Origin of the sequence: Knoellia sp. Soil729 (assembly GCF_001427985.1) — a bacterium.
GTDB lineage: Bacteria > Actinomycetota > Actinomycetes > Actinomycetales > Dermatophilaceae > Knoellia.
Genome location: NZ_LMSA01000001.1, coordinates 923,789 through 935,935, shown reverse-complemented (window position 1 = coordinate 935,935; position 12,147 = coordinate 923,789). Strand labels below are relative to the sequence as shown.

The following is a 12,147-nucleotide window of genomic DNA, read 5'->3' as shown; positions in this document are numbered from 1 at the left end:
CAGTCTCGGGGGCTGATCTGGGAGTTGGCTGGGAGAGTGCTGTGCAGTTCTCGGTCAGCGGGACTGGAGGGCGTCCAGCGCGACGGCCATGGCGGCGCCGACCCGCCAGTCCAGCGGGTGGCCGTCGACGACGGGGAGCTCGACCTCGTAGATGTCACGCAGGGCTGGCTTCTTCGTGCTGCTCATGACGACCCGGCCGTCGGGCAGGGCGAAGTCGAAGTGGAACAGGAACGGCACGGGGATGTCGCCGACGACCGGGATGAAGTCCCAGATGCGCCGGACGATGGCGATGCCGTGGTTGCGCTCCTGGCCGAGGGAGACGCGGCCGGCGCCGTCGGTGAGGTGCCAGGTGGAGCGCAGCAACGACTTGGCGAAGTCCTTGCGGAACTGCCCGATCGGGTTGCCCCTGGGGTCGGTGATGTCGTAGGTCGCCCCGAGGTCCATGCGGGTGCGTGCCTTGAACCCGAAGACGGGCTGGCTCTTGCCCGCGTCGGAGAAGAACGTCACCTGCTCCTTGAACGCCATGCGCTTCTGCTCGGCGAAGGCCCACAGGCCGACCTCGGAGCCGTCCGGTCCCACGCCGTGGACCTCGTAGCGGTTGACCATCAGGGTGAGCTTCTGGCGCACCCGGAAGCGGGTCGGCTGCGGTGTCGGGTTGCCCTCGGGCGGCTGCGTCATGGGCGCCACTCTCACACACGCTGCACTGCGGCGTATGCCGTCCTCCCACCTTCGGGTGGGTCGCGCGCGACATCTCGTTCGCCGCAGTCCCATCCGCGGCTCGCGCGCTGAGCGCGCTCGCCGCGCCCACGCAGAACGTGGGACCCGCCGCCAGGCCCAGCCAGCGGCGAACGGGAGGTCCCGCGCTTCCGGTGGTGGGCTGGTCCGGCGCGCTCGTCGCCTTCGTGTGGTTGCCGGTTTCGCGGTCTAGTCGAGGTCGTCGGCGTCGACGATGCGGTAGGCGTAGCCCTGCTCGGCCAGGAAGCGCTGGCGGTGGGCGGCGAAGTCGGCGTCGACGGTGTCGCGCGCGACGACGGTGTAGAAGTGCGCGGTCCGGCCATCCCCCTTGGGGCGCAGGACCCGGCCCAATCGCTGGGCCTCCTCCTGACGCGACCCGAACGTGCCCGACACCTGGATGGCGACGCTCGCCTCGGGCAGGTCGATCGAGAAGTTCGCGACCTTGGAGACGACGAGCAGGCTGATCTCGCCGGTGCGGAAGGCGTCGTAGAGGCGCTGCCGCTCGGTCACCGACGTCTCGCCGGTGATGACGTCCGCCTGCAGTCGGGTGGCGAGCTCGTCGAGCTGGTCGAGGTACTGGCCGATGACCAGCGTCGGCTCGCCGTGGTGGCGAGCGACGAGCTTCTCGACGACGGGCAGCTTGGAGTCCGAGCAGGAGGCGAGGCGGTAGCGGTCCTCGGGCTCCGCGACGGCATACGCCATGCGTTGTCCGTCCGGGAGCGTGACCCGCACCTCGACGCAGTCCGCAGGGGCGATGTAGCCCTGCGCCTCGATGTCCTTCCACGGTGCGTCGAACCGCTTCGGGCCGATGAGCGAGAAGACGTCGGACTCGAGGCCGTCCTCGCGCACGAGGGTCGCGGTGAGGCCGAGCCGGCGCCGGGCCTGGAGGTCGGCCGTCATCCGGAAGATCGGTGCGGGAAGCAGGTGGACCTCGTCATAGACGACGAGGCCCCAGTCGCGCGCGTCGAGGAGGTCGAGGTGCGTGTAGACGCCCTTGCGACGGGTGGTGAGCACCTGGTAGGTCGCGATGGTGACCGGGCGGATCTCCTTGCGGGCACCGGAGTACTCGCCGATCTCGTCCTCGGTGAGGCTCGTGCGGCGGATGAGCTCGTCCTTCCACTGCCGCGCCGAGACGGTGTTGGTCACGAGGATGAGGGTCGTGGCCGAGGCCTTCGCCATCGCGCCGGCGCCGACGAGCGTCTTGCCTGCACCGCACGGGAGCACGACGACCCCAGAGCCTCCGTCCCAGAAGCCGTCGACCGCCTGCTCCTGGTAGGGGCGCAGGCTCCAGCCGTCGCTCTGGTCCAAGGTGATCGTGTGTGCCTCGCCGTCGACGTAGCCGGCCTCGTCCTCGGCAGGCCAGCCCACCTTGAGCAGCTCCTGCTTGAGGTGGCCGCGCTCGCTGGGGTGCACGACGACGGTGTCCTCGTCGAGGCGCTCGCCGACGAGGGGCTTGATGCGCTTGTGCCGCAGCACCTCGGTGAGCACGGCACGGTCGGTCGTGCGCAGGACGAGAAGATCGCCGTCCTTGGTGAGGGTGAGCCGGCCGTAGCGGGCCATCGTGTCGGCGACGTCGATGAGCAGCGCGTGGGGCACGGGGTAGCGGCTGTGCGTCACCAAGGCGTCGATGACCTGCTCGGCGTCGTGCCCCGCGGCGCGGGCGTTCCACAGGCCCAAAGGAGTGATGCGATAGGTGTGGATGTGCTCCGGCGCGCGCTCCAGCTCGGCGAACGGTGCGATCGCGCGCCGGGCCTCGGCCGACCGTGGGTGGTCGACCTCGAGCAGGAGCGTCTTGTCGCTCTGGACGATCAGTGCGCCGTCAGTCACGCGTCCCTCAGTAGGTGTAGTCGGGGTCGGAGCTGTAGCCGCCGTCGAAGGCGCCGGCCAGGCCGAAGACGATGACCGCACCGATGACGATGACCGCGAGCGCGATGCCGATGCCGAAGGCGATCCAGCCCCACTTCGCCAGGCGCCGGGAGCCCACCGGGTCGGTGGCGTTCCGGGTGAGGGCCATGATGCCCAGGATGAGGGGGACGATGCCGGGGAGGCAGCAGGTCAGCGTGGTGATGCCCGAGACGATCGTCAGGACGAGCGCGCTCGTGTTCTGCTCCGGGGGTGCGCCGTAGCCCGCGGGCGGGGCCTGCCACTGACCGGGGGCGTTGTATGCCGGGTAGCCGCCCTGCGCTGCCGCCCCACCCGTCGCGGCGTAGGGGTCGTGGGCGGCCTGGGGTACGCCGTAGGGGTCCGCGGGGGGCGGAGGGGGCGTCGCGGCATACGGGTTCGTGGGTTGCGTGCTGGAACCGGAGTAGGGATCGCTCTCGCCGCGCGGCGCCTGGTAGGGGGCGTCGTAGCTGGGGGCGGCAGGACCCGCCGGAGCAGGCGGCACGTCAGGCACCTCGGACCCACCGGACGTCCCGGAGGCCTGGGGGATCTGCTCCGTGGGCTCGCCCTGAGGAGCCCGGGGCGCGGTCCACTCCGGGCTCGCCGTCGGGTCCCTGAACTCCCCCGGCTGCGGGTCCTTGTCGTTCTCGCTCATGGCGACAAGGTATCCCGCCCGGGTGTGCTCGCGTGCCATGGTCCGATGGCCCGCCAGCTCCGGTTGCGGGTGCATGTCAGGATGCACGCATGAGCATGCGCACTCCGCAGGTCGAGCCGGACCCGACGCTCCCGCCAGAGATCACGATCTACGAGGTCGGGGCGCGCGACGGACTGCAGAACGAGAAGACGGTCGTCCCGGCGGACGTCAAGGCCGAGTTCATCAGACGGCTTGCGGCCGCGGGCCTGGTCACCATCGAGACCACGTCGTTCGTCAACCCGCAGTGGGTGCCACAGCTCGCGGATGCGGCCGAGGTCCTCACCCTGCTCGGCGACGAGGGGCGTGGACCGCGACGTCCGGTGCTCGTGCCCAACGAGCGCGGGCTGGATCGAGCGTTGGAGGCGGGCGTCGGTGCCGTCGCGATCTTCGGCAGCGCGACAGAGACCTTTGCCCGCAAGAACCTCAACCGGACCGTCGACGAGTCGATTGACATGTTTGCGCCGGTCGTCGAGCGGGCCCGCGAGGCGGGCCTGTGGGTGCGCGCCTACATCTCCATGTGCTTCGGCGACCCGTGGGAGGGCCCGGTCCCGGTCGAGCAGGTCGCCCGGGTGGCCGAGCGGCTCATGGAGCTCGGGTGCGACCAGCTCTCCATCGGCGACACCATCGGTGTCGCGACCTCGGGTCACGTCACCCGCCTGCTGGAAGCCTTGGGGCACAAACAGATTGGCGTCGAGCGCATCGGTGTCCACTTCCACGACACCTACGGCCAGGCCCTGAGCAACACCTTGGTCGCACTGCGCCACGGGGTCACCGTCGTCGACTCGTCGGCCGGTGGCCTCGGCGGTTGCCCCTACGCCGAGAGCGCCACCGGCAACCTCGCCACCGAGGACCTGGTGTGGGCGATGACTGGCGCGGGCGTACGCACCGGCGTCGACCTCGAGTCCCTCCTGTCGACCAGCGCCTGGATGGCCGCGCAACTGGGCCGCCCCTCGCCGTCCGCGGTCGTCCGAGCCCTCACCCCCGCCGCCGACTGATTGCCCGTTCGGCCAGCCTGCGGTCTGCTGAACACGGCCGGATGTGATGTGGTGAGGCGCGCTCAGTCGCTCCTTCGTCGCGAACGCACGCCTCGCCACATCTCAGCCGACCCTGACCCCGTGGTCCGCTGAACGCGGCGGGGTCAGTCGGGGACGACGCCGGTGATGCGGTGGATCGAGAGCGTGCGGGTGACCCCGTCCGAGACGCCCGTGACCCGTCCTCCGTCGATGCGTTCGGGGTAGAAGAGCAGCCGCTGGGTGCGCCCGATGCCGTCGGAGTAGCCCAGCCACGCTGGCCGTCCGTCGGCGATGGCCTCGCGCAGCACGGCCATCGACGTCGTGGGGTCGTTGGCCGGGATCGCCGGACCCGTGCGGCCGTCCATCGTCATCGGCGCGCGGGTGCGCGCGTGGGCCTCGGCCGCGCGCAGGCCGGCGATGAGGGAGCCGAGCTGGGCCTCATCCATCAGCTGGACGAGCGCCGGGTCCACCGCGCGCTGTCTCACTGCCCGGCGCGCCGGCCGGGTCGGCACGGTCACGGTGCCGGAGGCCGACTCGGGGACGGGCGCGAACCCCTCCTCACGCAGCATCTCGAGCACGACCTCGGGGCCGACGGGGGAGGTGAGGACGGTCGGCGCGATGCGTCGCAGCTGCAGGGCGGCGAGCTTGCGGTGGGCGAGCATGACGTCGAGGCCGCCCTCGTCCTCACTGCGGATCACCGAGCTCACCCCTCGCACCCGGATGGTGCCGTGGCGGCGGGCGACGTCACGCACGAGGTACTCGAGTGGCTGCGGCACGGGGGTGCTGCTGGCGTCACGCAGCCCGGCGAGGATGTCCTCTCCGGTCCAGCCCGTGTCGAGGCAGCGGCGGATCGAGTCCTCGCTGAAGCGGTGCACCGTCGCTCCGCCACGCGACTCGACGTCGGCCACGAGCCGCAGGAACGCCGCGAGCGAGCCAGTGACGGGTCCGGGGGCGATGGCGGTCAGGTCTGCCTGGAGCAGCACGGCGTCGACGGGTGCGGGCAAGTGCGGGTGGATGGACTCGGCGAGCGCCTGAACATCGCCTTCGCTGGCGAGCAGCGCGCGGCCGCCGACGCTGAGGGCGCCGTGACCGGTCACCCCGAGCCAGGAGGCCTCGCGCAGCACGGCGGCGACCACCGCGTCGAGGGTGCGGGGCACGCGGCGTGGACGGCGCCAGCGCACGGCCTCGGCGACGTCCGTGGCAGAGGCCGCGACACCCTCCTGCACGCCCGCGAGCAGGTCGAGGACGCCCCGGCGCAGGGTGCGGATCGGTGGCCACTGCCCGTCAGGACCCAGCGCGTTGATGACGGCCGCGGCGTCGGTGCGGCTGCCCACCCGGTGCGGTGCCCGCGTCGTCGTCAACCAGGCCAGGGCCAGGCGGGCCCACCGCTCACCGCCGGGCTCGGTCTGCCAGATGTCGTACTCGGCGGTCGGCACCCAGTGGGGGTCGACCTCGCCGTCGTCGGCGACGAGGTCGGCGATGAGGGCGAGCTCGACGAGGTATGCCGTGTGCTCCGGCGACGTGTCGAGCTGGGCCGCCGCGGCCTTGAGGTCCCGGACCGCGAGGCCTCCGGTGCGCAGGACCCGGGGAGGGTTCTGCGACCACGAGTCGAGGAGCTCGTCGAGGAGGGCGAGCACCTCGCTGGCGGACGCCCCCGCGGCGGCGTCGACCTGCTCGACCTGGCGGGTGACCCCGGCGAGCTCCGGTGGGTCGAGCCGCGGCTGACGGTGCACACGCCCGTCGCGCAGCACCATCGACACCTCGCGGGGCAGCGCGACCTGGTCGGCGGCGATGGCTCGCACGAGGCCGTGCGCGACCAGCCAGCGGGCGCCGTCGTCCGAGGGTCCGCGGCGGCCGGGGGCGTCGTCGGCCGGCACGATGCCCACCGGTGGTCCCCAGGCAAGGCGGTCGAGGATGGCGCGGGCACGCGGCGGTGCGGTGGCGATCTCGGCACGCAGCGTCTCGTCATCGGCGGCGGCAGGACCGGGCAGGTCGTCGGCGGGCAACCCGAGGCCGGCAACACTCTCGCCGAGGACGTCGACCACCGTGCGCGTGACGACGAGCCCCTGCGGCGCCCGCCAGACCAGGCCGAGCCGCCAGAGGTCGTCGAGGAGCGACTCGACGAGGTCCACGTCGGCCCCATCCAGGAGCCGAGCGAGGGCCGTGGGGGTGACTGACTCTCCGCCGACGGCAGCGGCTTCGAGGGCCAGCAGGTGGGCGGTGTCGAGGCCGTCGACGGCGCGTGCGGTGCTGGCACGCGTCGAGCTGCGCGAGGCGAGGGCGGTGAGGTCGCTGGGTGCCGGGCGGGCGAGGTCGGGCCGGGCTGCGAGCAGGGCCGTGAGCTCCTCGTCGGAGCGGCCCCTGATGTCATCGGCGAGCGAACGGATCGGGGGAGGGGACTCGGGCAGCACTTCCCTACAGTACGTCCCCACCAGCGCCCCTACGTGCCGCGTAGATTCGCGGCCATGACCTCACGCGCGACGTCCCCCACCGGCGAGCAGTGGCACCTCTCCGCAGGCCCCGACGTGCTCACGGTCGTGGAGGTCGGTGGCGGGCTGCGCACGTGGACGCGTGACGGCGTCGACATCCTCGCGGGCTACGAGGTGGACTCACCGTGCACGAGCGGTCGCGGGCAGCAGCTCATCCCGTGGCCCAACCGGATCCGTGACGGCCGCTACTCCTACGACGGCGTGGAGCACCAGCTGCCCCTCACCGAGGTCGACCTCGGCAATGCCAGCCACGGCCTCGTCCGCTGGGCACCCTGGCGCCTGGCCGAACGCACGGACTCGTCGCTCACGGTGGCTCATCGACTCTTCCCGCAGCCGGGCTGGGACTGGCACCTCGAGTCCACGACCACGTATGCCGTGTCCGCTGACGGCCTGACCGTCACCGTCCGCGTGACGAACGTGGGGGAGGGCACCGCTCCGTTCGGTTATGGCGCCCATCCCTACATTGCGATCGGTGACGTGCCCGTGGGTGAGGTCGAGGTGACGGTGCCCGGCGCCGCGTACGTCGACGTCGACGAGAAGCTCATCCCGACCGGCACCAGCCCGGTCGCGGGCTCGCCGTTCGACTTCCGTCAGTCCCGGGCGATCGGGGAGCGGCGTCTCGACACGGCATACCGGGATCTGGAGGTCGTCGACGGACGGTGGACGGTCACGGTGGCCGCTCCGGGACGCCCGGTCGTGGACGTGTGGGCGGAGGCTGAGTCGTTGCCGTGGGCGCAGGTGTTCTCGGGCAAGGCGGAGGCCGGGCAGCCGGGGGAGCACGGCATCGCGGTCGAGCCGATGTCGTGCCCGCCCGACGCCTTCAACTCCGGCGACTCACTGGTCGAGCTCCCGCCGGGGCAGAGCTGGACCGGCACGTGGGGGATCAGCCCGAGGTGACGCCGTTCTCGACCGGCGTGAGGTGACGCTCGAGGGCGAGGATCCCGGCCGCCATGACGAGGAGCCCGGCGAGCATCGCCCCGATGAAGACAGCGCCCAGGCCGCGGTCCAGGAGGATGCCGGAGACGATCGGCCCGAGGATGGCCCCGCCCTGGAAGGCGCCGGCGTTGACCGCGTTGGCCCGGCCACGGATGTGGTCGTCGGCCATGTCGTTGGTGATGGCCGGGATGGCGATCTGCATGAAGATCTCGCCGAAGCCGAACACCGCCATGAAGCCCACGACCGCGACCGTGGCGGCGAGGGTCGACGGCCGCAGGCCGGCCGCTGACAGCACGATCCAGGACGTGAGCCACACCGCCACCATGACGAGCAGCACGCGGGTGCGCCGGCGACCGGTGACGAGCTTGAGGACCGCGAACTGCATCGCGACGATGACGACGGTGTTGACGGCGAACGCGAGGCCGATGGTGCCGGTGGACACCCCACCGACCTGGCGTGAGAACGCGGGGAAGCCCGACTCGATCTGGCCATAGCCGATGAACGTGCACAGGAAGGTGACGAAGGTCAGCCACAGCACCGGCGGGCGGCGCAGCAGGTCGAGGTAGCCGACCGTGGCAGCATCGGCGGGGCGCTCGGCTCGGCCGTGCACGTGGCGCAACGGCCCGAGCAGCAGGCCGATGGGAACGAGCATGCTCACCGCGTCCGCCAGGAAGATGAGCGTGAAGGTGAGGGGCTCGTGCACGTCGACGAACACCCCGCCGACGATGCCGCCCACCCCGATGCCGAGGTTGACGAGGGCGAAGTTGACCCCGAAGTACTGCTGGCGCAGCGGACCGGTCACCACCGACGCGATGAGCGCGTTGAAGGCCGGCCAGGAGACTCCGAAGTTGAACCCGAGGAGGACGAAGCCCACGACGAAGACGGGGACCGTCGTCGCGAAGGCGAGGACGATGCAGCCGACGAGCTGGGCGGACGTGCCCGCGACGAGCATGCGCCGGGCGCCGATGCGGTCGGTCAGCGCGCCACCGGGCCCGGTGACGGCCAGGGCCACCCCCGCGATGAGGGCGAGGAGGGTGCCGGCGGTGGACAGGCTGATGCCCCGGAGCTCGTGGATGTAGATCACCGTGAAGGGCAGGGTCAGGCCGCGCCCGAGCGTCTGGACCGCCACCGTCGACAGCAGCCACCGACCCGGTGCCGGGAGGTCGGTCCAGAACTGTCGCAGGCTCACCCTGGGCCGCTCGGTCGTCGTGCTCACGGGAGAACTCTCCCAGTGGGCACCGACCTCGACCAACCGACTTCCCCGCCTCAACTTTCGCTCCCCCTGCGGGAACCTTGGCGTCCGGAGGGAACCGAACCCTCCCGACCCCAAGGTTCCGTCCGGTCGGCCGCAGCGGAGTGCGCGAAAGGCGTGCGCACGGCATACCTCGTCCGAGATAGCCTGTCTGCGTTAGCCCGGAGGTGCGATGCCCGCACTCCGGACCCCCCAAAGCAACCACAGAGGTGCCCCGTGCCGACTGGCAAGGTGAAGTTCTACGACTCCGACAAGGGCTTCGGGTTCGTGTCCACCGACGACCCCACCGAGGGTGGCGACGTCTTCGTGCCCTCCAGCGCGCTGCCCGAGGGCGTGACGTCGCTCAAGAACGGCGCGCGCATCGAGTTCGGGATCGTCGAGGGACGCCGTGGCGCCCAGGCGCTGTCCGTGCGCCTGCTCGAGCCCGCCGCGAGCGTGACCGCCAACCGCAAGGTGCGCGACCGCAAGCCGGCCGAGGACATGGTCGTCATCGTCGAGGACCTCATCACCCTTCTCGACTCGGTGCAGAGCTCGTTGCGGCGGGGGCACTACCCCGACCGCGGTCACGGCGGCAAGGTCGCCCAGGTGCTGCGAGCCGTCGCCGACGACCTCGACGTCTGATGGCGGCCGTCAAGCCCGACCCGACGCTGCGCGCAGCCCTCGACCTCGCCCGTGAGGCCGCCGAGTCCATCGCCGAGTCCGGCACCGTCGGCGACCACCTCGGCATGGAGATGGTCGAGGACCGCCTCGCCACGCACTACTTCACGTGCACGGCCGCGGCGTATCCCGGTTGGCGCTGGGCGATCACCGTCGCGCGCGTGCCGCGCTCCAAGACCGTCACCGTGTGCGAGACCAACCTCGTCCCGGGTGACGGCGCGCTGTTGTCACCGGAGTGGCTTCCGTATGCCGACCGGCTGGCTCCCGGAGACGTCGGACCCGGCGACGTCACCCCCAAGATCGACGACGACCCGTTGCTCGAGGCCGGGTTCGAGGCCACCGGTGACGAGGACGTCGACCAGATGGCGCAGTGGGAGCTCGGCCTCGGCCGTCCCCGCGTGCTGTCCGCAGAGGGCCGCGCGGCCGCCGCGCAACGGTGGTACGAGGGTGACCACGGACCCAACGCGCCGGTGGCCCAGAAGGCTCCCGCACCCTGCTCGTCGTGCGGCTTCTTCGTGCCGATGGCGGGTGCCCTGCGGGATTTTTTCGGCGTGTGCGCCAACGCCTGGTCGCCCTCCGACGGTCGCGTCGTGAGCATTGACCACGGGTGCGGCGCACACTCCGAGGTGGACATGCAGGCTCCCGAGCCCGAGGTGATCGCGCCCATCGTGCTCGACGACAACGAGCTCGAGCGGGTCTGACCCGTCATGACCGAGCCCCTGGGCGACGCCGAGAGGACGCGCGAGAGCGACGTCGAGCCGGAGGAGCTGGCCGCGCTCCAGGTCCCGACCCAGCGGATCATCGAGATCGGGCTGGCCATCTGGGCGGTGGCGCTCCTGGCCACGCTCGTCGTGCCGGCGCTGCATGAGGGGGACCGGTCCTGGTGGCCCTGGGCCTGCGTGGCCGGGCTCGTGCTCGGCACCGTCGGGCTGCTCTATGTCCGTCGTGGCCGCGGCAACGCCCACGATGCCTGACTGCCCCCAATAAGTGGATGATTTAGACGCCGAAGAGGCCCTTGATGGGGTCGATGGCGAAGTAGAGCACGAACAGCCCGGCGACCAGCCACATGAGCGGGTGGATCGCCGAGATCTTGCCGCGCACGATCTTGATGAGGACGTAGGCGACGAAGCCGGCGCCGATGCCCGCGGTGATCGAGTACGTGAACGGCATGAGCACGATGGTGAGGAACGCCGGGATCGCGATCTCGACGTCGTCCCAGTCGATGTCCTTGACCTGCTGCATCATGAGGAAGCCCACGAGGACCAGGGCCGGGACGGCCGCCTCGGACGGGACGACCTTGATGAGCGGTGCGAAGACCATCGAGGCGAGGAACAGCACGCCCGTGACGACCGAAGCCAGACCCGTGCGAGCACCCTCACCGACACCCGAGGCCGACTCGATGTAGCTCGTGTTGGACGAGACCCCCGCCGCGCCACCGGCGGCAGCGGCCAGGGAGTCGACGACGAGGATGCGGTCGGTGTGGGGCGGCAGGCCGTCCTCGTCGAGGAGGTTGGCCTCGGCGCCGATGGCGGTCATCGTGCCCATGGTGTCGAAGAAGTCGGCGAGCATGAGGGTGAAGATGAGCAGGGCGGCCGAGACGACGCCCACGGACTGGAACGAGCCCAGCAGTGAAAACTCGCCCACGGTGGCGAACGACGGGGAGTCGATGACCTTGTCGGGCAGCTCGGGGACGATGAGCCCCCAGCCCGTCGGGTTGACCTTGTCTCCCACGACCATGGGCCCGATCTTGGCGATGGCCTCGATGACGATGGCGAGCACGGTCGTCGCGACGATGGCGATGAGGATGGCGCCGCGGACCTTGCGGACCCACAGAACGATGATGAGGATGAGGCCGACGACGAAGACGAAGGTCGGCCAGCCGCCGAGGAAGCCGTCGACGCCGAGCTGGACCGGCACGGTGCCGGAGGCCGTGCGGCGAACGAAGCCGGCGTCGACGAACCCGATGAGGGCGATGAAGAGCCCGATGCCCACCGAGATCGCGACCTTGAGCTGCCTGGGCACGGCGTGGAAGACCGCCTGCCGGAAGCCGGTGAGCACGAGCACGAGGATGATGAGCCCCTCGAGGACCACGAGTCCCATGGCGTCGGCCCACGTCATCTGCGACGCCACCGCGAAGGCCACGAACGCGTTGAGCCCGAGTCCGGTCGCCAGCGCCAGCGGGAAGTTGGCCACCACGCCCATGAGGATCGTGAGGAGGCCGGCGACCAGCGCCGTCCCGGCCGCGATGGCCGGAAGGTTGGAGCCGTCGCCGCTGCCGCCACCGAGGAAGTCCCCGTTGACGTCCTTGGCGAAGCCGAGGATGAGCGGGTTGAGCACGACGATGTAGGCCATGGTGAAGAACGTGACGACCCCGCCGCGCACCTCCTGGCCGATCGTCGAGCCCCGCTCGCTGATCTTGAAGTAGCGGTCGAGGGTGGAGGACCCGGTCTGGCGCGGGTCGGCAGTCGTGGCAGTCGGCATGGCGGAACC

General features: G+C 71.2%; 11 protein-coding genes. 5 read left to right on the top strand and 6 right to left on the bottom strand.

All coding sequences use genetic code 11. The annotated features are described in order from the left end of the window. Window positions 1-54: 54 nt before the first annotated feature. The 3 genes from ASG74_RS04195 to ASG74_RS04185 all read right to left on the bottom strand — a co-directional run bounded on the left by ASG74_RS04195 (window position 55) and on the right by ASG74_RS04185 (window position 3,271). The gene (locus ASG74_RS04195) at window positions 55-678 is read right to left on the bottom strand and encodes a hypothetical protein (protein WP_056139227.1); all 624 of its coding nucleotides are present in this window, start codon (window positions 676-678) and stop codon (window positions 55-57) included. Between the two features lie 246 nt (window positions 679-924). Continuing rightward, window positions 925-2,562, bottom strand: coding sequence for a DNA repair helicase XPB (locus ASG74_RS04190; RefSeq protein WP_056139225.1), 1,638 nt, complete (start codon window positions 2,560-2,562; stop codon window positions 925-927). Window positions 2,563-2,569: 7 nt separating this feature from the next. Beyond that, window positions 2,570-3,271 carry a DUF4190 domain-containing protein gene (locus ASG74_RS04185; protein ID WP_156465271.1) on the bottom strand — a complete coding sequence of 234 codons (702 nt, stop codon included), beginning with the start codon at window positions 3,269-3,271 and terminating at the stop codon, window positions 2,570-2,572. A 95-nt stretch (window positions 3,272-3,366) separates the two neighbouring features. Between ASG74_RS04185 and ASG74_RS04180 the strand changes: the two genes are divergently transcribed. Beyond that, window positions 3,367-4,305 carry a hydroxymethylglutaryl-CoA lyase gene (locus ASG74_RS04180; RefSeq protein ID WP_056139621.1) on the top strand — a complete coding sequence of 313 codons (939 nt, stop codon included), beginning with the start codon at window positions 3,367-3,369 and terminating at the stop codon, window positions 4,303-4,305. Window positions 4,306-4,448: 143 nt separating this feature from the next. Here ASG74_RS04180 and ASG74_RS04175 read toward each other — a convergent pair whose 3' ends face one another. Next, window positions 4,449-6,734, bottom strand: a complete 2,286-nt coding sequence (locus ASG74_RS04175) for a helicase-associated domain-containing protein (protein ID WP_056139221.1) — start codon at window positions 6,732-6,734, stop codon at window positions 4,449-4,451. Between the two features lie 54 nt (window positions 6,735-6,788). Here ASG74_RS04175 and ASG74_RS04170 point away from each other — a divergent pair, with 54 nt between their 5' ends. Beyond that, window positions 6,789-7,709, top strand: coding sequence for an aldose 1-epimerase family protein (locus tag ASG74_RS04170; protein ID WP_056139219.1), 921 nt, complete (start codon window positions 6,789-6,791; stop codon window positions 7,707-7,709). Here the strand turns inward: ASG74_RS04170 and ASG74_RS04165 are convergent. Beyond that, on the bottom strand, window positions 7,696-8,964 hold the full coding sequence (locus ASG74_RS04165) for an MFS transporter (protein ID WP_056139619.1): 1,269 nt from the start codon (window positions 8,962-8,964) through the stop codon (window positions 7,696-7,698). The two genes, ASG74_RS04170 and ASG74_RS04165, sit on opposite strands and share 14 nt — an antisense overlap. A 252-nt stretch (window positions 8,965-9,216) precedes the next feature. Between ASG74_RS04165 and ASG74_RS04160 the strand changes: the two genes are divergently transcribed. From ASG74_RS04160 to ASG74_RS04150, 3 genes are read left to right on the top strand one after another with little or no spacing between them, the layout of a single operon-like run. Further along, a complete protein-coding gene (locus tag ASG74_RS04160; RefSeq protein ID WP_056139217.1) occupies window positions 9,217-9,621 on the top strand; it encodes a cold-shock protein in 405 nt (134 codons plus the stop codon). Next, entirely contained in the window at window positions 9,621-10,358 is a 738-nt protein-coding gene (locus ASG74_RS04155) for a DUF3027 domain-containing protein (RefSeq protein WP_056139216.1), read from the top strand. The genes ASG74_RS04160 and ASG74_RS04155 overlap by 1 nt, the downstream gene beginning before the upstream one ends. A 6-nt stretch (window positions 10,359-10,364) precedes the next feature. Beyond that, the gene (locus ASG74_RS04150; protein ID WP_056139214.1) at window positions 10,365-10,631 is read left to right on the top strand and encodes a DUF2530 domain-containing protein; all 267 of its coding nucleotides are present in this window, start codon (window positions 10,365-10,367) and stop codon (window positions 10,629-10,631) included. A 22-nt stretch (window positions 10,632-10,653) separates the two neighbouring features. Here ASG74_RS04150 and ASG74_RS04145 read toward each other — a convergent pair whose 3' ends face one another. Further along, window positions 10,654-12,138, bottom strand: a complete 1,485-nt coding sequence (locus ASG74_RS04145; RefSeq protein ID WP_056139212.1) for an NCS2 family permease — start codon at window positions 12,136-12,138, stop codon at window positions 10,654-10,656. Between the last annotated feature and the right edge of the window lie 9 nt (window positions 12,139-12,147).